At 60.4% G+C, this 20,502-nt stretch carries 18 protein-coding genes, 2 tRNA genes and 1 pseudogene; 15 read left to right on the top strand and 6 right to left on the bottom strand.

Annotated elements, in window-relative coordinates; translation table 11 throughout:
- Positions 1–8: 8 nt before the first annotated feature.
- The 5 genes from AC1RM7_RS02970 to AC1RM7_RS02950 all read left to right on the top strand — a co-directional run bounded on the left by AC1RM7_RS02970 (position 9) and on the right by AC1RM7_RS02950 (position 5,697).
- Positions 9–2,261 carry a CHASE2 domain-containing protein gene (locus AC1RM7_RS02970; RefSeq protein WP_024919276.1) on the top strand — a complete coding sequence of 751 codons (2,253 nt, stop codon included), beginning with the start codon at positions 9–11 and terminating at the stop codon, positions 2,259–2,261.
- A gap of 139 nt (positions 2,262–2,400) precedes the next feature.
- A complete protein-coding gene (locus AC1RM7_RS02965; protein WP_006020580.1) occupies positions 2,401–3,231 on the top strand; it encodes an MBL fold metallo-hydrolase in 831 nt (276 codons plus the stop codon).
- Between the two features lie 311 nt (positions 3,232–3,542).
- Complete coding sequence (locus AC1RM7_RS02960; RefSeq protein WP_006020579.1) at positions 3,543–4,187, top strand: Crp/Fnr family transcriptional regulator; 645 nt, start codon at positions 3,543–3,545, stop codon at positions 4,185–4,187.
- A complete protein-coding gene (locus tag AC1RM7_RS02955) occupies positions 4,184–5,089 on the top strand; it encodes a DUF6537 domain-containing protein (protein WP_024919275.1) in 906 nt (301 codons plus the stop codon). The genes AC1RM7_RS02960 and AC1RM7_RS02955 overlap by 4 nt, the downstream gene beginning before the upstream one ends.
- A 110-nt stretch (positions 5,090–5,199) precedes the next feature.
- Positions 5,200–5,697: a hypothetical protein gene (locus AC1RM7_RS02950; protein ID WP_024919274.1), complete on the top strand. Its 498-nt coding sequence runs from the start codon at positions 5,200–5,202 to the stop codon at positions 5,695–5,697.
- Between the two features lie 12 nt (positions 5,698–5,709).
- On the opposite strand, the gene AC1RM7_RS02945 is transcribed toward AC1RM7_RS02950, so the two are convergent.
- On the bottom strand, positions 5,710–5,868 hold the full coding sequence (locus tag AC1RM7_RS02945) for a hypothetical protein (protein ID WP_006020576.1): 159 nt from the start codon (positions 5,866–5,868) through the stop codon (positions 5,710–5,712).
- A 336-nt stretch (positions 5,869–6,204) separates the two neighbouring features.
- Between AC1RM7_RS02945 and AC1RM7_RS02940 the strand changes: the two genes are divergently transcribed.
- Entirely contained in the window at positions 6,205–6,489 is a 285-nt protein-coding gene (locus AC1RM7_RS02940; RefSeq protein WP_024919273.1) for a DUF3551 domain-containing protein, read from the top strand.
- Between the two features lie 25 nt (positions 6,490–6,514).
- Here AC1RM7_RS02940 and AC1RM7_RS02935 read toward each other — a convergent pair.
- Both AC1RM7_RS02935 and AC1RM7_RS02930 read right to left on the bottom strand, forming a co-directional pair.
- Positions 6,515–6,596 (bottom strand) — tRNA-OTHER (locus AC1RM7_RS02935).
- 27 nt (positions 6,597–6,623) lie between these two features.
- On the bottom strand, positions 6,624–7,256 hold the full coding sequence (locus AC1RM7_RS02930) for a PilZ domain-containing protein (protein ID WP_244434438.1): 633 nt from the start codon (positions 7,254–7,256) through the stop codon (positions 6,624–6,626).
- Between the two features lie 336 nt (positions 7,257–7,592).
- Here AC1RM7_RS02930 and AC1RM7_RS02925 point away from each other — a divergent pair, with 336 nt between their 5' ends.
- From AC1RM7_RS02925 to AC1RM7_RS02915, 3 genes are all read left to right on the top strand, one after another.
- Complete coding sequence (locus tag AC1RM7_RS02925; RefSeq protein ID WP_024919270.1) at positions 7,593–8,006, top strand: DUF5413 family protein; 414 nt, start codon at positions 7,593–7,595, stop codon at positions 8,004–8,006.
- Between the two features lie 390 nt (positions 8,007–8,396).
- Positions 8,397–8,486 (top strand) — tRNA-Ser (locus AC1RM7_RS02920).
- Positions 8,487–8,918: 432 nt separating this feature from the next.
- A complete protein-coding gene (locus AC1RM7_RS02915; protein WP_024919269.1) occupies positions 8,919–9,863 on the top strand; it encodes a septal ring lytic transglycosylase RlpA family protein in 945 nt (314 codons plus the stop codon).
- Positions 9,864–9,881: 18 nt separating this feature from the next.
- Here AC1RM7_RS02915 and AC1RM7_RS02910 read toward each other — a convergent pair whose 3' ends face one another.
- Entirely contained in the window at positions 9,882–10,820 is a 939-nt protein-coding gene (locus tag AC1RM7_RS02910; RefSeq protein ID WP_024919268.1) for an alpha/beta fold hydrolase, read from the bottom strand.
- Between the two features lie 113 nt (positions 10,821–10,933).
- Between AC1RM7_RS02910 and AC1RM7_RS02905 the strand changes: the two genes are divergently transcribed.
- From AC1RM7_RS02905 to AC1RM7_RS02880, 6 genes are all read left to right on the top strand, one after another.
- The gene (locus AC1RM7_RS02905) at positions 10,934–12,184 is read left to right on the top strand and encodes a D-alanyl-D-alanine carboxypeptidase family protein (protein WP_006020569.1); all 1,251 of its coding nucleotides are present in this window, start codon (positions 10,934–10,936) and stop codon (positions 12,182–12,184) included.
- A gap of 1 nt (position 12,185) precedes the next feature.
- A complete protein-coding gene (gene tmk, locus AC1RM7_RS02900) occupies positions 12,186–12,878 on the top strand; it encodes a dTMP kinase (RefSeq protein ID WP_024919267.1) in 693 nt (230 codons plus the stop codon).
- Positions 12,875–13,918 carry a DNA polymerase III subunit delta' gene (locus AC1RM7_RS02895; RefSeq protein ID WP_024919266.1) on the top strand — a complete coding sequence of 348 codons (1,044 nt, stop codon included), beginning with the start codon at positions 12,875–12,877 and terminating at the stop codon, positions 13,916–13,918. The genes tmk and AC1RM7_RS02895 overlap by 4 nt, the downstream gene beginning before the upstream one ends.
- A 91-nt stretch (positions 13,919–14,009) precedes the next feature.
- Positions 14,010–15,566 carry a methionine--tRNA ligase gene (metG, locus tag AC1RM7_RS02890; protein WP_024919265.1) on the top strand — a complete coding sequence of 519 codons (1,557 nt, stop codon included), beginning with the start codon at positions 14,010–14,012 and terminating at the stop codon, positions 15,564–15,566.
- Positions 15,566–16,360 carry a TatD family hydrolase gene (locus AC1RM7_RS02885; protein WP_024919264.1) on the top strand — a complete coding sequence of 265 codons (795 nt, stop codon included), beginning with the start codon at positions 15,566–15,568 and terminating at the stop codon, positions 16,358–16,360. The genes metG and AC1RM7_RS02885 overlap by 1 nt, the downstream gene beginning before the upstream one ends.
- Complete coding sequence (locus AC1RM7_RS02880) at positions 16,357–17,157, top strand: MBL fold metallo-hydrolase (RefSeq protein ID WP_024919263.1); 801 nt, start codon at positions 16,357–16,359, stop codon at positions 17,155–17,157. The genes AC1RM7_RS02885 and AC1RM7_RS02880 overlap by 4 nt, the downstream gene beginning before the upstream one ends.
- Before the next feature lie 5 nt (positions 17,158–17,162).
- Here AC1RM7_RS02880 and AC1RM7_RS02875 read toward each other — a convergent pair.
- Positions 17,163–18,813: pseudogene (locus tag AC1RM7_RS02875) on the bottom strand (acyl-CoA synthetase).
- A gap of 384 nt (positions 18,814–19,197) precedes the next feature.
- A complete protein-coding gene (locus AC1RM7_RS02870; protein WP_024919261.1) occupies positions 19,198–20,487 on the bottom strand; it encodes an NAD(P)/FAD-dependent oxidoreductase in 1,290 nt (429 codons plus the stop codon).
- Positions 20,488–20,502: the final 15 nt, after the last annotated feature.

The raw sequence follows: 20,502 nt of genomic DNA, 5'->3' as shown, positions 1-20,502 counted from the left end.
TTAGCGGCATGATGCGAGCGGCATTGAAATCGTCAGTCCGGTTGATTGCGCGTATCCGTTTGTACGCCAGGCAGTTCGGCTACGGCCGGCTGCTGGCCTTTCTGCTGCTGATAGCGTTTCTTGGCGTTCGGGTCGCCGATCCGATTCCGCTTGAAGAGCTGCGCGTCCGCGTCTTCGATGGATATCAAATCCTCAAGCCGCGGGAGACCACGCAACGTCCTGTCGTGATCATCGACATCGACGAAAAGAGCCTTGCAAAATACGGGCAATGGCCGTGGCCACGGACCCGTGTGGCCGATCTTGTTCAGCGGTTGACCGATCTCGGCGCGGCAGCCATTGCCTTCGATATCGTGTTCGCCGAAGCGGATCGGCTGTCGCCGGGACTGGCTGCGGATGCGTTTCGTGATCTGGACGAACAGAGCCGGATGAAATTGCGGGCGTTGCCCAGCAACGATCAGGTGCTTGCGGATGTCCTGCGCAAATCACCCGCCGTTCTCGGCGAATCCGGCCTGCCAAAGTTCGTGCCCCAGCCGGAACTGAACCTGCCTTTGACAGGGTTAGCGACGTTGGGCGAGGATCCGCGTCCGTTCCTTCTCCAATTTCCTGGACTGCTCCGGAACATCCCGGTTCTCGAAGAGGCGGCCCCCGGGCGCGGACTGTTCACCATCCGCACCGAGCGCGACGGCATCGTCCGCCGGGTCCCGATGATAATGTTGGCGCAGGGCGAATTGATGCCCTCGCTGACGTTCGAGATGCTGCGCATTGTCACCAAAGCCGACACCATTCTTGTCAAGTCGGACGAGGCGGGCGTGAAGAGCGTCGCGGTCCCCGGCTTTGAACTTCCCACCGATCGCAACGGCCAGCTCTGGGTGCATTTCGCCAAGCACGATCCGGCGCGTTATGTGTCCGCGGCCGATGTACTGGAGGGCAAGGCCGGTGCCGACCTGATCTCGCGCAAGCTCATCCTGATCGGCACCTCTGCCGTCGGACTGCTGGATGTGAAGACCACTCCACTCGATCCGGTCATGCCGGGTGTGGAGGTCCATGCCCAGGTGCTTGAAAGCGCGCTGACCCGGACGGTGCTGTCGCAGCCGAACTACGCAATCGGCGCCGAGCTGCTGGCCGCGATCCTGTTCGGACTGGCTATCATCTGGCTTGCGCCCATTCTCAGCGCCATCATGCTCGTCATCTTCGGTGGCGTGATCGTCGCCATCATGGTCGCGACGTCTTGGTATTTTTTCGTCGAACACCGATTGCTGTTCGACTTCACATTCCCGCTGATTGCAAGCACGTCGATTTATCTCGTGCTGGTGTTTAGCAGCTATTTCCGCGAGCAGGCCCAGCGCCGCCGCATCCGCTCGGCCTTCGGTCAGTACCTGTCGCCGGCGCTTGTCGAGCAACTGGCGCAGTCGCCGGAAAAGTTGGTGCTCGGCGGCGAGGAGCGGGACATGACCATCATGTTCAGCGACGTGCGCGGTTTCACCACTATCTCGGAGTCGTTCAAGAGCGACCCCCAGGGCCTGACGTCGCTGATGAACAGGTTTCTGACGCCGCTGACCAACGCAATCCTCGATCGCAAGGGCACCATCGACAAGTACATGGGTGATGCCATCATGGCGTTCTGGAATGCGCCGTTGAGCGATCAGCAGCATCAGATCAACGCCTGCAATGCGGCGCTCGACATGATCGATCGCATCGAAGTGCTGAATGTCGAACGCGAACGCGAAGCGAATGAAGCCGGCAAGCCGTTTATCCCGATGAAAGTCGGTATCGGCTTGAACACGGGCACCTGCGTCGTCGGAAACATGGGATCGAATTTGCGTTTCGATTATTCGGTGCTGGGTGACAGCGTGAACCTTGCCTCGCGGCTCGAGGGACAGTCGAAGTCCTACGGCGTGCCTATCATCGCGGGCTCCGCGACGGCGCTGGCGGCCAAGGACAAGTTCGCAATTCTCGAACTCGACTTCATCACCGTGAAGGGCAAGAAGGAGCCCGAGGTGATTTATGCGATCGTGGGGCGGGAGGAGGTCGCAAATTCCGGACAGTTTCAACGGCTTCGCAATCTCTCCATCGAGATGCTGGCGTGTTATCGCAGCCGCGACTGGGAGGGGGCGCTTGCTGCGATTGCGAAAGCGCGTATTGCCGACGAAGCAAAGACCTTCACCACGCTGTACGACCTCTATTTCGAGCGTATCAAGGCGTTCCAGGAAACCCCGCCACCGGATGACTGGAACGGCGTCTTCGCCCTGACAACCAAATGATGGGTGAGGCAAAACGCCGCCGCGCTACCCATCGCGGTCCGGCATGGCAAGCCATTTTTTTGGTGAACAGTACGCGGTATCGTGTTGGTGAAGATGACAGCGGCATGCAATTCTCCCGAAGGGTTCATTGAGTTTTTTTATGCCGACCACAATGTCCGTGCGTTTCTGGGGTGTTCGTGGGAGCATTCCGTGTCCAGGCCCCAATACCGTGCGGTATGGCGGCAATACGTCATGCGTCGAAGTTCGCTGCGGTGACCATCGTTTGGTCTTCGATGCAGGATCGGGACTGCGCATGCTCGGTCTCGAACTGGCGGAAGAAGCAGAGCCGACCGACATCGATTTGTTTTTGAGTCACTGCCATATCGATCATTTGATTGGCCTTCCATTCTTCGTGCCGGCCTTCATGACCGGAAACCGGTTGCGTCTCTGGGCTGGTAATCTGAAGGCCGCAGGCGGTGTGCAGGAAACCGTCCGGAAGCTGATGAGCTATCCATTGTTTCCAATCGAACTGGAAGCCGCCCATGGCAAGGTCGAATTCACCGACTTCGAACCGGGTGACATTCTGACACCGCGGCCGGGCATCAAAGTGATGACTGCGGCGCTCAATCATCCCGGCGGTGCAACTGGATACCGCGTCGAGTTTGGCGGTCGCGCCATGGCCTACATCACAGACACCGAACTCAGTGCCGATGAAATCGATCCGGGGCTGGTCGAACTCGCACGGGACGCGTCGATTGTCATCATCGACACGACATACACCGACGAGGAGTTGCCCGAGCATGTCGGCTGGGGGCACTCAAGCTGGCAGCAGGCCGTCCGCCTGGCCAATGAAGCGGGGGTTGGCAAGCTCTATCTGTTTCACCACGATCCCGAACACGACGATGACGAGATGGACCGTATTGCCGCTGCCGCCGCGAAGGCGCGGCCGGGGACCGTGGTAGCAAGGGAAGGGCTGTCAATTGAGATTTGAGCGGAGCGCATGTTTTGGCAGCGCGCTCAGCACGGATTTTGGCACAAGACTTGGGTCCGATTAACACATCGGCCGATCCGTGTCCCAAATCCGGCGTTCGCTTCGTTTTACAGCACGTTCGTTACGAACGTCGAATTTTAAGGGACACCGGAAGAATATATGATTTTGGTGTGGTTTTGGTTCGCAGGTCCGCTGTCGGGGCGCGCCGGATACCATGCGGACTTGCGAACCACCACGCCGGAACCGTTGTCGCATAAGGCGCGGCGCGGCATAATTGATACCAGATTTCCTTTAGCATCAGGTTGATTCCGATGGACATGTCAGGACTCGTTTCCGGCGCCGGCGGCTTTATCGCGTCCGCGTTTGTGGTGGCCGGATACACCATGCGGACGATGATCCCGCTTCGCATCTTCGGCATTCTCACCAACGTTCTGCTCATCGGATTTTCAGTGGTTCATCATCACTATCCGGTGATGGTGCTGCACATGATCCTGCTGCCGCTTAACGTCTACCGGCTGCGGGAAATGCTGCTGCTGGTCCGCGAAGTAAAGAAGTCGGTCAACAGCGATCTGTCCATGGCGTGGCTGAAGCCGTTCATGACCGAGCGCAAATGCAAGGCCGGCGAGATACTTTTCTACAAGTACGAGAAGGCCGAGGAGATGTTCTACATCGTCAGCGGACGTTTCCGGCTTGTGGAGTCGGGGATCGAACTGCCGAAGGGCGCCATCGTCGGCGAACTCGGCATGCTCTCGCCGTCCAACAAGCGGACTCAAACGCTGGAATGCCTTGAGGGCGGGATCATCCTTAGCGTGACCTATCAAAAGGTCGAGGAACTCTACGTGCAAAATCCCGCATTCGGCTTTTACTTCCTGAGGCTGGTCAGCGCGCGGCTATTCCAGAATCTCGGAAAGCTGGAGGCGCAGCTTGCCGAAACCGGCGCACAGGCGACGTCGTGAAGATTCGAGTCAAAGTTCCGCCGTCGCCGTTCCGTTTGCTGAAGGAACGATATTTCGGCGAAGAGACACGAAATCCGCGAGTCGCCCGCGCGGCGCTGGCGCGGCTGTTGCCCCAGTTGCCTGCGGACGTGGCTCCCATTGTCAGCGAAGCCGTCCATTCGCTGATCGATTATCAGGACCCGGATTATGCGCTGGCCTATCTTGAGCGGATCGAACGGTATGTCGGTCCAGCCGCGCACCATGTGCCTAACCTGGCGGAACTGGCGCAGTTGTTGTCAGATCGGATGCATTTCGAGGATCCGATCCGCATCGCAGAATTGAAACTGGCGGAAGCGGGCGGCGCGACTGCCGAACCCAACCCGCTGTCCGTCGACCGGGTTGAAAAATTCCGCTGGGATGAGGTCATCCCGATGCTTCCGCCGAAGGCGGCAGCGCCGGCTCTCGATCTGTTTCAGCGCCTGCGTCTTGCAAAGCTCGCACGCAGAAGTGTCACATTGCGGTTTAGTTCGAGAACCAGGTTCAAGCTTCAACGATTGAAATGGCTGGCCGCGGCACGGATCACACGCCCGTTTTCCGAGCGCTTCAAGCTGGAGCGCGTGTGGGTGGAGCGATGGCTGCACATGGTCGATCGCAGTCTGGTGAAGCAGCCGGAAGCGACCGTCGCGATTGTGAGAACCGCCAACCTCATTAAGGGACACGGCGATACCTATCAGAACGGGTTGGCCGAATGGAATGTCATCATCGACCGTCTGGTGAAACCGACATGCGACGGGGATCTCCCGCTCCCGAGGCTCGGCGACGCCATTCAGGAGGCGCGCGAAGCGGCCATCGGCGAACAAGGGCAAAGCCGCCTGTTGAATGTTGTTGAACAGTTAAGGGCGCAGGCACTGGCACATGGGTGAGCCCGGATCCGCCGATGGCCTACCGCCAAAAACTACATTAGAGTTACGCCGGACGTGCGGTGCCCGGCATGATTTTCGCCGCAGCACGCACGGATAATAGGGGTCAATCGATGAAGAAATTTCGTGGATTCTTTCTTGGAGTTATGCCGGCTCTGGCGCTGACTGTCTCCGCGGGTCTTTCCGGAGCGCGCGCGGCAGACGACATCAAGCTCAGCAGCAACCAGCGGATATCCTGCGGCCGCGGACTGAACGCCGGCAAGCTTCAAAACATTTCCTGCAAATCATTTGCTTACATTTTTAATACAAAGACATCCGAATTCTATCGCTGTCAGGTCAGCGTCGGCGTCACCCGCGACAACAAGGAAGTTCTCAAGGTCGATACCGACGGCGATTGTAAATTGAAGGCGCGTATCTTCCCCAGCGATTCCAGCTACCAGTTCGATGCGACTGAAACCGAACCACCCAATACGAATTCATTCTTTGGGTCCGGTGGGACCGCGATCTGGGTCAGCGACAGCACCAAGCTTAGCGCCAAGGGCTGCATTCTGCTAAGCGTCGGCGTCGGACCGGATGTCCTTAAATGTGTGGACATGACGTTCAACAAATAGGACGTCGAAAGTCTACCTCTTCAAAAAGATCGCCAGAACGATCAGGCCAATAACAACGGCAACGCCGATCGCCCAGGTCGAGAGCCGGATGTCACTCTTCAGCTCGCGCTTGGCTTCGTTCTCGGCGATTTTTTGATTACGCTTTCGATTATCCTGTTCCGGATCGCTCACGGCTTCTCCTGATCTTCGCTAGGCGCTGAGGCATGATCTGGTCCCCGAAAAGGCGACCTCATAAGCAGTGTAATCGGCATAACGAGGAATCCGCAAAGAACAAAACGAAGGTGACATCATTCGGTGACGGATACATGCTGCTCTTCCTTCGGCGACACCCATCCGGCTGATGGCATCGAACCGCAACACGCATACGTGATTTCGGGCCGATGCCAAGATGTCCAGAAACCGGCCTAAGATAGAGCCAATTCTCCGACCTGCGATCAGGCGAACCGCGTTGGCTTGAGCCGGGACCCGCGCTGGTGTCTCATGCGGCCAACACGAATCGAGGACAACATGCGTTACCTTTATCTGGCGCCACTGGCGCTCACCGGTTTCTTTTTTCTCGGTCAGGCTCCGGCCCATGCGACAGAATACCCCTATTGCATGACCTATGCGTCGGGCTGGAGCGGTGCAATCGAGCAATGCGATTACTCCACGATGGCCCAATGTCAGGCGAGCACTGGTGGCCTGAACGGGTCTTGCGCTCCGAACTGGCGCTTGGCGTTTCGCCGTGGCGCCGCCGCTTATCCCGTTGAGGTGGAGCCGGCCACCACGAGCAGCAAACGCAACCGTCGCTGAGGTTTACCTGGGCATCCAAGGACAATGGCGGAGAGGGGAAGGATTCGAACCTCCGACACGGTTGCCCGTGTACCACGCGGTGCCTTAAGCCACTCAGCCACCTCTCCGTTAGTAGAAACTGGCACCGGGGCACATCAGGTACGTCCCCTAAACTCGACGCCAATGATCTTGTCCTTCCGCCAGATCAAGCGGCAGTGCGTCACCTTTCGCACGTCACCCGTCAGCGCCAGGCTGAGGTTGTTTCCGATCGGCACGGTATCGATGAGCTTGATGCGCGCACCACCCGACGACAGATCCAGGATAGTGCAATTGCGTTTCGCAAATCCCCCGTCAAGCAGCATCCACGCGTCGTGCCGCGTGGTGTGGCGGGGCTTGCGGGATTCTTTTCTGAAAACAGCCATTGGCTTCGCTCCGTGATCGAAGCGTATTCCTACCGGGCGAAAGTTTCGGAAAATTTGAATCAAAGCACGAATGCCGGGGAGCGCCTTTAATCCTTGATTAACCAGAGCCAATTGAGAGAGAAGCCCGGAAAGCAACGGCTTGCCTGACGTCAGCGGCGGGCGGTCCGGCTTGGAACCGCCTCCGTATCCGGTGCGTTGGGTTGCAGGAGGAGCCCTCCGGTGACCGGCAGTCATATTGGTGGAACGACCAAGGCTGAGCGACACGAGCGGTCGCGCGTGGTCCGCGGCGCGATCATTTTCATGACCATTGGTGTCGGCCTGGTGGCTCTGGTTTTTATTGCGTTGCAATCGTTCGGAATCAAGCAAGAACAGCCCGAAGCTTCGCTTGCATGTGCAACAAAACTCTACAGCCCTTATGATCCCAAGAACCTCGAGCAATGCATGGCCGTCTGTCAGGCCTGTAGTGCAGGGGTGAAGACGACATGCTCCACGTCATGCACCCTCAAGGGCGCGCGGTAAGGGCTGCCGGCCGCTCGGGCATCACGTTATGGCATGGGGCGCAAGACCTGCCGCTCCGGCCTATGGCCGCGACGAACCGGTCCGGAGCTTAGCCACTTGCGCGGATTCTTTTCTCGTTTTCTTATGAGCGGAATTGCCCGCAACAATCTGAATGCGTGAAGGCCGGGCAGGGTGAGGGACGGAATGAAACGATACATCATCTTCGCAGCCATAGGACCGTTGGTGGCAGGCTTTTTCCTTCTCGTTCTCGGAACACCGGAAGGTTACTGGGACGGAGCCGATGTTGTGAAGAAACTGTTCAAGGTCCTGCTGATGACAATCCCCTACAACTACCTGTTCGGGATCATCCCGGCGCTGATGATCGGCGCTGTTGACGACATTCTCTTCCATGTCAGGAGAATTGGTACGGTCCCTCGGATGTTCCTCACCGGTCTCGTCGCATTTTGCGCAACGGCAGTTCTTTACGGCACGCTAGGGAGCGAGACGGGGCTCAAGCACTATCTGCTCTACGGACTTGTCGGATTTGTCCCGGCGACGATCTCGTCCTGGCTGGCGCACAGGTTCGACAAGCAACCCGGCGTGCCACTGCCAGCGTGAGACCGTCGCCTTTGCTGGCGGCGGCACGAGAACGGTTTTGCTCAGCGGTTTTCCCAGCCATGCACCATACGACATCACGCATCTGGGCTCCGAGGGGCTGCAACTCACGTACAACGACACCACGATCGATCTGCTGAACGCAGACTGCCGATGCAACGCTGGTGTATGCGAATGTGTTCGGGTGGCCCCATCGATATCAAGCTTCACGGTGTCCATTCGCTGACGGCCGGCGACTTTATCGTTGCTTGATGAACCAGAGTTAGGCGCGGCCCGGGACGGGTTGCCCGACAAGGCGCCAACATCCAATGGTCAATCAAGGAGCGCCCTTTCAGGGCAATCACCTCTTTCGCTGCCTCTTCCGCTTTGCTAAGTGCTGGTGTTCAGAGCGCAGGAAGGGTGGCCGAGTGGTTTAAGGCACCGGTCTTGAAAACCGGCGTGCCTGCAAGGGCACCGTGGGTTCGAATCCCACCCCTTCCGCCATCATTCCGCGTAAGCGATATCTCACACGGTCCGCGCCGGGCATTGTTGCGGTGTCTGCCAGACCTTGCACCCGTCAAAACCAAAACCCGGCGCAAGGCCGGGTTTAAGTTTTCAACGCGGGAGGAGAGGAGGCTTACGCTATCAGTACTTGGCGACGACCGGGCCGCCCCAATTGAAGTGTGTCACGCACCGGCAACAGGGGCGGCAAAAGCGTGGCTGCCGAACGCCGCCCTCAAGCGGTCAGGTTCGGCCATGCGGCGACCACAGGTTGTCTGGACGTCCCACAAAATCAATCTCCGGTTTACCACCTCGCGCTTCAGGGCGTTTTCGGCATGGAAGCAATGAGTTAAGGTAAGCGGCGTATGAGTGCCATCATCCGGCCTCGCGGTGCCCGGTAGGCAAGCGGCCGCGAAAAATGCTATTTGGGGTTCTATGGGGATTTGGGTCACGGAATCGGGCGGGGCGGCCGCGCGTATCGCGGCAGCGGGAGCCTTGTGCCTGCTGGTCGCTAATTGCGCCTCGTCGAACAAGCTCTCCAGCCGTGTCGACCCCAAGTACGGCGTCTCCAGCAGTCCTCGCGTGGTCGATTTCGGCGAAGCTGTCCCACGGGGCGGCGGCACTTATCGCGTCGGCAAGCCTTATGTCGTCGCCGGCCGGACCTACGTTCCCGAAGAAAACCCGAACTATCGCGCCGAAGGAATGGCTTCCTGGTACGGCGATGCCTTCCACGGCCGCCTGACCGCCAATGGCGAGGTGTTCGACATGACGTCGCTCACCGCCGCCCATCCGACCATGCCGCTGCCGAGCTACGCGCGCGTCACCAATCTGGCCAACGGCAAATCGGTCGTCGTCCGCGTCAACGATCGCGGGCCGTATCATGGCAACCGGCTCATCGACGTCTCCAACACCGCCGCCAAGCTGCTCGAATTCCGCGAAAACGGCGTTGGCCGGGTCCGGGTCGAGTATGTCGGCCGCGCGCCGCTGGAAGGATCGGACGACCGCCAGTTGATGGCGACGCTGCGGACCGGCGAACCTGCGCCCGCACCATCGACCGTGCGCGTCGCCTCGGCCCGCGCCTTCATCCCGGACATGACGCCTTCACCCTCCCGCGGGGTGACCCGGGGTGACGTTCCGCTGCCCACCGGGCGGCCCTATACACTCGGCAATACACAGGAAGACCTGGCTGCGGCAGGGGCATCCGAGGTCTCGGCGTCGCGCGCCGCGCGGCCTGGCGGACGCCGCTTCCAACGCAGTGCTCCGGCTGAGGTCGAGGAGGCTGCCGAGGAAGCTCCCGCGACGACAAGGCCGGTTGCGGCCTATGCGCCAGCATCTCGCGACAACAGCCTCTACCTGATGTCCGGCCGCGGGCTCTACTGAGCCCAACGCGCCCGGCGATCAGCCCCGCACACCCTTCAGGAATTCGACCAGAGCCGCGTTCACCTCGTCGGGGCGCTCCTGCTGAATCCAGTGGCCTGCACCTTCGATGATCAGCTTGCGCTTCAGGTTTGGCAGCACGCGGTCCATTTCGGTCACGCGCTTTCCGCCGAGAATGCCGGTGACGACGGAATCGTTGGCACCGGCGATGAAGATCGACGGCTGATGGATTTTCGCGCCCTGCCAAGGGGCCGTCAGTTCCCAGTTCCGATCGATGTTACGATACCAGTTCAGGCCGCCGCGAAACCCCGTCCGACGGTACGTTTCGACGACATGCGCGTGGTCCTGCTCGCTGACCCATGCGGGCAGGGGGCGCGGGATTGTCGTGTCGCCCAGAAAGCCGTGCCCGTCCTTCAGGAATAGCGAGGCATCGACGCCGAAGGTTACCGCGCGCATGGTGTAATCGACATCGCGCTCGAACTCGGCTTCGGCGACGCCCGGCTTCTGGAAATACTGCCAGTAAAAGTTGGTGACGCCGCTTTTGGCCAGCGCATCCAGCGGCCGCTCGCGCCCCCTGAATGGCGGCGCAACGCTCAGCCCGCCGACGGCCGTGAAGATATCCGGCCTGAACAGGGCGGCGTGCCACGCGACAGGCGCGCCCCAATCGTGGCCAATAATGATCGCTTTGGTTTCGCCCAGCGCCGCCACCAGCGCGACCATGTCGCCGACCATATCGAAGATCGAGTAGGCATCGATACTTTCGGGAGCGGATGTCCGCCCGAAACCACGCATGTCGGGTGCGACGACATGGAAACCGGCAGCCGCGATGGCCGGCAGCTGATGCCTCCATGAATGGGAGAGTTCGGGCCATCCATGACACAGCAGTACCAGCGGGCCGGAACCCTGTTCGGTCACAAAAAACTCAATGCCGTTGGCTGAGATCGTTCGCGAGGACGACATCGATTTTCTGCCTCTTTTCAAAATATTGAAGGCCGAGAGCACACCGAAGCGGCTAGCTGTCCGTTGTTTGGTATCAGCCCAACTGTTACAAGGCGATCCTCAGGAAACTCAACATGGCAGCCATTCTCAGAACATCCCGGAGTAGCGGGCGTCCGTATGGGCGGTTCTGGCCGCTTGCCGCGGTCCTCGTGATGGCTGGTCTGGCGCTTGGTGGCGGGGTCCATGCAGCCAACAACAGCGTGCAGGGTGCCAAAAAGGACGAGGGCTACGAGATCGATGCCCCGACCGCGATCCTGATCGAGGCAAAGTCCGGCAGTATTCTTTTCGAGAAGAACTCCGACGAACTCCGCGCACCGTCCAGCATGATGAAGCTGATGACCGCTGAGGTTGTTTTCAACGCGCTGAAGAAGGGCGACATCAAGCTGACCGACGAGTACCGGATCAGCGAATACGCCTGGCGAAAGGGTGGGGCGCCGTCCGGCGGCTCGACCATGTTCGCCGCGATCAACAGCAAGGTCAGCGTCGACGATCTTTTGCACGGCGCGCTGATCCAGAGCGGCAACGACTCCTGCATCGCGCTGGCGGAAGGCATCGCGGGCAGCGAACGCGACTTCGTTGCGCTGATGACCAAACGCGCGCGTGAACTCGGCCTGACAAAATCGACGTTCGGAAATTCCAACGGTCTGCCGGACCCGGTCAACAAGATGACCGTGCGCGAACTGGGCATGCTCGCGCGGCACATCATCCTGACCTATCCCGATAACTACAAGCTGTTCGGCGAGCGCGAATTCACCTGGAACAAAATCCGCCAGCAGAACCGTAATCCGCTGCTGACCATGCTCGAAGGCGCGGACGGACTGAAGACCGGCTACACCAAGGAGGGCGGCTACGGCATGGTAGGCTCTGCCGTACAAAATGGCATGCGGCTGATCGTGGTGGTCAACGGACTTGAAGATGCCGATGATCGTGCCGCCGAGGCGAAGAAGCTGCTCGAATGGGGTTTCCGCAATTTCGAGGCACGGACGCTGTTCGACAAGGATCAGACTATCGGTTACGCCAAGGTGTTCGGCGGTGATTCACGCTCCGTCAAACTGGCGAGCCCGGAGCCGATCAAGGTGATGGTGCAACGGAACGGCACCGACAAACTGATCGCCCGCATTGTCTATACGGGGCCGGTGCGCGCGCCGATCCAGCCGGGTCAGCGGATAGGCACGCTCAAGGTCTGGCGCGGCAGCAACATCGCACTGGAATCTCCGCTGGTCGCAGCGGAAACGATCGAGACAGGCTCGACCACCCGCCGCGCCATCGACGGCGCCAGCGAGCTCGTCATCGGGCTGTTCCGCGCCGGCGCGGAGAAGCTTTGACATGACCGACGCTGTCAAACCGCGACAGCCGCCGCGCGGCCGCTTCATCACCTTTGAAGGCGGCGAGGGTTCCGGCAAGTCGACGCAGATCCAATTGCTGGCGGATCGTCTCAACGCGGCCAAGCTGCGGACGATCACAACCCGCGAACCGGGCGGCTCGGCCGGTGCGGAAATCGTGCGGCATCTGCTGCTCTCGGGAATGGCCAAGGCATTCGGTCCCGAGACGGAGTCGCTGCTGTTCGCCGCCGCGCGCGACGATCATGTCAGTCAGGTGATCGAACCGGCGCTCGTGCAGGGGCTCTGGGTGCTGTGCGATCGCTTCACGGATTCCACCCGCGTCTATCAGGGCGAACTGGGCAAGGTCGATCCGACACTGATCCGGGCGATGGAGCGTGTGACTATCGGCAATCTCAAGCCAGATCTCACGGTGATCCTCGACGTTCCGGTTTCAGTCGGAATGGAGCGCGCGCTCAAGCGGCGAGGGACTGCGGTTCCTGACCGTTTCGAAGGTGAGGGCGTGAGCTTTCACGAGAAGCTGCGCGAAGCTTATCGCAAGATCGCCGAGAGCGATCCGCAGCGCTGCGCGCTGGTTGATGCCGATGCCGATGCCAGGACGGTTGCGGAACGTGTCTGGAAGGCGCTGCGCGATCACCTGTTCTCTGTGGCCTCCGTCCGCGAGACCACCAAGGCATGAGCGCTCGCACGGCCGAACCTGAGACATCTATCCGCGCTCCGCGTGAAACGACGGCCCTTTTCGGTCATCGGGATGCCGAGCGGACATTGCTGACGGCCTATCGCAGTGGTCGCATTCCGCATGCATGGCTGATCGGCGGCGCGCAGGGCATCGGCAAGGCGACACTGGCCTATCGCATGGCGCGGTTCGTGCTTGCGCATTCCGACCCCTCCGCACGATCTGTACAGGATGCCGATAGTCTGTACGTCGATCAGGATGATCCCGTCGCGCGCCAGGTCGCAAACGGCAGCCACGGCGGATTGCTGACGCTGGAGCGCACCGCCAACGAAAAGGGCACGATGCGGACCGTCATTACGGTGGACGAGTCGCGCGAAACCATCGGCTTTTTCGGTTCGACCGCAGCTTCTGTCGGTGGCTGGCGTGTCTGTGTGGTCGACACCGTCGATGAACTCAACGCCAACGCCTCCAACGCGCTGCTCAAAATTCTCGAAGAGCCGCCGGCGCGGTCACTGTTTCTGCTCATCAGTCACGCTCCTGCGCGTGTGCTCGCCACCATTCAGTCCCGTTGCCGGAAACTCCCACTGCGGCCTCTGGCGACGGAGGATGTGATCCAGGCAGCCGCGGAAGCAGCCGGATTGAACCGCAGCGATCATGCGCTGGGGGAGGCGGCAGACGCGGCGGAGGGGAGCGTGGCCCGCGCACTCACCTTGCTTGGCGGGCAATCGCTCGGGCTCCACCAGCGTACGCTCGAACTGCTGAATCGCTTGCCGCAGCTCGATCAGCGGGCGCTCCACGCCCTTGGTGACGCGCTGCCGCTCAACGACCGTGTCGGACTGAAGGCTTTCGTTGACACCATTGACCGCTGGCTGACGGGGCACCTCCATGCGCCGGACGCGGGCTCAAACCTGCCGCGCCTTGCACGGCTTGCCGAGGTATGGGAAAAGATCAACAGTGCCGCACGCGACACGGAAAGCTTCAATCTGGAGCGAAAACCTCTGGTTTTCTCGGTATTTGGCATGCTGGCCGAGGCCACGCGTTAACCGCCCGTCGGTCGGATTTCCGCGCAAGTAATGGCACAATCGACGTTTACGGAAAGGGCCTTCGCAGACCTTGCGATTGCAGAAGTCACATATGTCCCGTCAGACCTTCTACATCACAACCGCCATCGCTTATCCGAACGGCGTCCCGCATATCGGCCACGCTTATGAGGCGATTTCGACGGACGCGCTCGCGCGCTTCCAGCGTCTCGACGGCAAGGACGTGTTCTTTCTGACCGGCACCGACGAGCACGGCCAGAAGATGATCCAGACGGCGCAGAAGGAAAACATGACGCCGATGGACCTAGCGACGCGCAACGCGGCGCAGTTCAAGGAGATGGATCAGCGCCTGAACATTTCGTTCGATCGCTTCATCCGCACCTCCGAAAAGCAGCACCACGAGTCGACGCAGGAAATCTGGAAGCGGATGGCCGCGAACGGCGACATCTATCTCGACAGCTATGCCGGCTGGTATTCGGTGCGCGACGAAGCTTATTACTCCGAAGACGAGACCGTCGTCGGCGAGGACAAGGTGCGGCGGGGGCCGCAGGGCACGCCGGTCGAATGGGTCGAGGAGAAGAGCTACTTTTTCAAGCTCTCAGCCTATCAGGACAAGCTGCTGGCGCTTTACGAGAACAAGCCGGATTTCATCGGGCCTGACTCGCGCAAGAATGAAGTGATCAGCTTTGTCAAAAGCGGGCTGAAGGATCTCTCGATCTCGCGCACCACGTTCGACTGGGGCGTGAAAGTGCCAGGCGACGAAGAGCACGTGATGTACGTGTGGGTCGATGCGCTGACCAACTACATCACCGGCGTCGGTTTCCCGGACGAGGGCGACAAGAACTGGCGCTACTGGCCCGCGGATGTTCATATTATCGGCAAGGATATCATCCGTTTTCATGCCGTGTACTGGCCGGCGTTCCTGATGTCGGCGGGTATTCCAGTGCAGAAGCGCGTCTTCGCGCACGGCTTCCTGTTCAACCGCGGCGAAAAAATGTCGAAGTCGGTCGGCAATGTCGTCGATCCGTTCAATCTGGCGGATCAATACGGCGTCGATCAACTGCGCTATTTCTTCCTGCGCGAGGTGCCGTTCGGCCAGGACGGCAACTACAACCACGAGGCCATTGTCGCGCGCACCAATGCAGACCTCGCCAACGACCTCGGCAATCTCGCGCAGCGTTCGCTGTCGATGATCGGCAAGCAGTACGGGGGCTTGCTGCCGGAGCCGGGCGCATTCAGCGACAACGACAAGGCCATTCTCGCGATGGCTGACGGCATGCTCGAGCAGGCCCGCACGGCCATGGCCACGCAGCAGATCCATCACGCGCTGAATGCGATCTGGGCTGTGGTGGCCGAAGCCAACCGCTATTTCGCGGGAGAGGCGCCGTGGGCGCTCGCCAAGACCGATCCGGCACGTCAGAAGACCGTGCTGTATGTCACCGCCGAAGTCGTCCGGCAGATCGCGATTCTTGCGCAGCCGGCGATGCCCGATGCGTGCGCGAAGCTGCTCGACATCCTTGGCGTCTCGCCGGACGCGCGCGACTTCGCAGCCCTCGCCACCCGGATCAAGGGCGGAACCCAATTGCCAGCGCCAGCGCCCGTCTTTCCGCGTTACATCGATCCCCCGGAAGCCGGAGCGGCCAAAGCCTGATGCTTGTCGACAGCCACTGCCATCTCGATTTTCCCGACTTCGCCGAAGACCTCGACGCCATTGTCGCGCGCGCCGAGGCCGCCGGTGTTGGCCGGATCGTCACCATCTCCACGCGGGTGCGCAAGATCAACGGATTGCTGGAGATCGCCGCACGATTCCCGAATGTCTACTGCTCTGTGGGCACCCATCCTCACAATGCGGATGAGGAAGACGGTATCACCGCAAACGAGCTGATCACGCTCACGAAGCATCCGAAGGTCGTGGCGCTGGGAGAGGCGGGGCTGGACAATTTCTACAAGGACGGGTCGCCGGAAGCACAGGAGCGGGGCTTCCGTGCTCATATCGCAGCAGCCCGTGCGACCGGATTGCCGCTTGTAATCCACACCCGCGAAGCGGATGAAGCCTGCGGCCGCATTCTTGAAGACGAAATCGCGAAGGGACCATTCAAGGCTGTGCTGCATTGCTACACAGGCGGGCGCGAGCTTGCGATGAAGGCCATTGGACTTGGTCTCTCGATTTCCTTCACCGGTATCCTGACGTTCAAGAATTCGCAGGCCATCCGGGACATCGCCGCTGAACTCCCTGCGGACCGGATCATGGTGGAAACCGACGCGCCGTATCTCGCGCCGGGCAAATTCCGAGGCAAACGAAACGAGCCGTCTTTCGTGGTCGAGACCGCAAGAGTGCTGGCAGAAACGCGCGGCGTTACGCTCGACGAAATCGCGCGGCAAACCACGGAGAACTTCTTCCGGCTGTTCAACAAGGTCCCGCGCCCGGACGCAAAAGCTGCATGACGTTGATCCTGACAATCCTCGGCTCCGGATCGTCCGCCGGCGTGCCGCGCCCCGCGCTTGGCTGGGGCGCGTGCGATCCGAACAATCCGAAAAACCGCCGCCGGCGCTGTTCGCTGCTGGCCGAGAAGGGCGGCGCCAACGGTCTGACGCGCGTCCTGATCGATACCTCGCCGGACCTGCGCGAGCAGTTGATCGACGCCAACGTGGATCACCTTGAGGCGACCTTTCTGACGCACGAGCACGCCGACCAGACCCATGGCATCGACGATCTGCGTTCCGTGGTGCTGCATCAGCGCAAGCGGATTCCGGTCTATCTGAACAAGTCTACGGGCAAGGATATCCTGCTGCGTTTCTCGTATTGCTTCGAGCAAGCGCCAGGCAGCGACTATCCTGCGATCCTGGAAAAGCGATCAATCGAAGCGGGTGAAACCAAGAGCATTGAGGGGAAGGGCGGCTCCCTCGCCCTGACCGCTTTCCTGGTTCAGCACGGCAATATTCCGGCGCTGGGCTATCGCATCGGCAACGCCGCCTACACGCCGGATCTTCATGACATTCCACCTGAGAGTTTCCATGCGCTGGAGAACCTCGATCTGTGGATCATCGATGCGCTGCGCTATGCGCCGCATCCGAGCCACTTCAGTCTCGACGATGCACTGTCGTGGATTGCCAAGTTCAAGCCGCGACGTGCGGTTTTGACCAACCTGCACTCGGACCTCGACTACGATGTGCTGCAAGCCAAATTGCCGCCGGGCGTCGAGGCGGGCTACGACGGCATGCGGCTGGCGATCGAGGCCTGAGAGGTTCAGGCGGAAATCGCCTTCGCAGAATTGGCCTGATCGCGCAGCGCGAATTTCTGGATCTTGCCGGTCGACGTCTTCGGGATCGCGCCGAACACGACGGACTTCGGCGATTTAAATCCCGGCAGCACGCTTTTGCAGTAGCTCAGGATTTCCGCTTCGGTCGCGGTCGCGCCGTCCTTCAGTTCGACGAAGGCGCAGGGCACCTCGCCCCATTTCGGGTCCGGCTTGGCAACCACGGCTGCGAACAGCACCGCCGGATGCTTGTACAGAACGTCTTCGACCTCGACCGACGAGATGTTTTCGCCGCCCGAGATGATGATGTCCTTGGAGCGATCCTTGATGATGACATAGCCGTCCTTGTCGAGCACGCCGAGATCGCCGGTGTGAAACCAGCCCCCCTCGAAGGCTTCCCTGGTGGCCTTCTCGTTCTTCAGATAGCCCTTCATGACGATGTTGCCGCGGAACATGACCTCGCCGATGGTTTCACCATCGCGCGGCACCTCACGCATCGTCTCCGGATCAAGCACCGTCACGGCTTCCTGAAGCGGATAGGGCACGCCCTGCCGGCGCTTGAGCTGGGCGCGCTGATCTGCCGGCAGTTCGTCCCAGCCGGGGCTGTTCGGCGCAAACGGATGCGGGGCCATAGACCTCGGTGAGGCCGTAGACGTGGGTCAGCTTGATGCCGATGCCCTCCGCGCCCTCGAGCACCGCCACCGGCGGCGCCGCGCCCGCGATCAGTCCCACGACTGGCTTCGCAGACTTGCCCTTGGGAGCATCAGGTGCATTGATCAGCGTGTTGTAGACGATCGGCGCGCCGCACATGTGAGTCACGCCGTGGACCTTGATCAACTCGAAAATCTTGGCCGGGTCGACCTTGCGCAGGCAGACATTGACACCGGCCGACGCTGCGATGGTCCACGGGAAGCACCAGCCGTTGCAGTGAAACATCGGGAGCGTCCAGAGATAGATCGGATGCGTGCCGAGATTGCCCGCCAGAATATTGCTGACGGCGTTGAGATAGGCGCCTCGGTAATGCGTGACGACGCCCTTGGGATTGCCCGTGGTGCCGGACGTATAGCCGAGCGCAATGGCGTCCCATTCGTCGTCCGGCGTCAGCCACGCGAACTCCGGGTCACCGGACGCGACTGCAGTCTCATATTCGAGTTCGCCAATGCGCTTGCCACCGGCAAACGCAGCGTCGTCGACATCAATCACCAGCGGCCTCGGGCCTTTCATCAGGCTCAGTGCATCCGAGATCACGCCGCCGAACTCAGGGTCGACCAAAATGATCCTGGCGCCGCCGTGATCGAGCTGGAATGCGATTGATGCCGCATCGAGCCGAATATTGAGCGCGTTGAGAACGCCGCCGGCCATCGGCACGGCAAAATGCGCCTCGTTCATCGCCGGGATATTCGGCAGCATAGCTGCCACGGTATCGCCACGCTGAATGCCGCGCTTGGCAAGAAACGACGCAAACCGCTTGCAGCGCTCATAGGTCTGCGCCCAAGAGAACCTGCGGCCTTCGTAAACGGCGCTGGTGTGGTCCGGATAGACGCTGGCGCTGCGAGCCAGAAAGCTCAGCGGCGAGAGCGGCACGTAGTTGGCAGCGTTCTTGTCCAGACCGGTGCTGTATTGGCCCTGATTGCTGCTCATATCCTGACTCCATGATTTGTCCGACGCAGTGGACGCCAACGGTGTCCGGTCAGGCATTTATCTCGTTCTACAATGACCATCCTTGCGGTCAATCATCGGGCCGGTCTGCAAACGCGGCCATCGATACAACCTTGCCTGCATGCCCAGCGTAGAGATGCCTGCGCGCCAATTACACGAAGCAAGCAGCGTTCAGTTGCAGAGGTATTTTCAGATATAACCCAATATATATCGATCATTTTATCTGCTATTGAATAGATCATATTGAAATCGCTGAGGTATATTATATTCCATAATATACCTTATGCGAATCTCTGGTATGGCCCAGCCAGGCTCCGATGGCGATCCGGCGGTCATCCACCCGGCAGTTCAAGACCCGTCTGCGCCCTAGATGCCGCCCTTCGTCGTCTTGCCTTGCGTGATGAGACGAGCGCTTCGCTGGCCGCTGATATAAATCCACAGCCAGTTCATCGCGACGGCCAGGCGATTGCGTAGCCCGATCAAAAAGAAAATGTGCGCGACGCCCCACATCCACCAAGCCAACCGGCCTTTGAGCTTGATCCAACCGAAGTCGACAATGGCGGCGCGCTTGCCGATCGTGGCGAGATTGCCCGCGTTCTTGTATGCGAACCGCTCGCCTGGATTACGGCCCCTCAGGCGCTCCATGATCCTCCGGGCAACATATTGCCCTTCCTGCTTGGCTGCAGGCGCTACGCCAGGCACCAGCTTTCCATCCGCCGATTCAACATGCGCGGCATCGCCGATGACAAAGATGTCCGGATGACCCGGCGCCGTCAGGTCGGGCTCCACAAGAACGCGCCCTGCGCGATCGGCTGGTACATGCAGCCACTCGGCCGCCGGCGAGGCCGCGACCCCCGCGGCCCAGATGATGGTTTTTGCCGGAAGGAAGTCGCCGCCCAGTTCGACCCCGCCTTCTCCGCACTTTGAAACAGCATGTCCCAATTTGACCTCGACACCGAGACGCGTCAGCGCCCGTTGCGCGTAATCCGATAGATCCTCGCTAAAGCTCGAAAGGATGCGAGGTCCGGCTTCGATAAGGACGACCCGCGCGCTTCGTGTATCAAAATTGCGAAATTCATCGCGCAACGTATCCCGCGCAAGCTCGGCGATCGTGCCGGCCAGTTCCACGCCGGTAGGCCCCGCTCCTATAATCACAAATGTGAGGAATTTGGCGCGCTCCGCCGGATCGGTCTCCCATTCCGCCTGCTCAAACGCGGCGAGAATCCGCCGCCTGATCTTGGTGGCATCCTCAAGCGTTTTCAGCCCGGGTGCATATGGCTCCCATTCGTCGTGACCGAAGTAAGCGTGGCGGGCTCCCGTCGCCAGGATCAGGGTATCGAAAGCGATCGGCTCCTCGCCGTCCAACAGAACCTGCTTCGCCTGGGTGTTCACGCCGACGACACTTCCGAGCAGCGTCGTGACGTTCTTCTGTCTGCGGACGAGATGGCGGACGGGCCAGGCGATTTCCGAGGTCGCGAGTGTCGCGGTGGCGACCTGATAGAGCAGCGGTTGAAACAGGTGATGGTTGCGCTGATCGACAATCGTGATGCGCACGGGAGCGTCGGCAAGACCGCGCGCGGCTTCGAGACCGCCGAAACCGGCTCCGACGATCACAACATGAGGCACGGAAGCTTCAACGGTCTTATCGTCGGCCACGCATCGACATCCTCA

It is taken from the genome of Afipia sp. GW822-FHT03D08 (assembly GCF_058801645.1).
The sequence above is the reverse complement of the archived record's forward strand: the minus strand, read 5'-3'. Positions and strand labels throughout refer to the sequence as shown.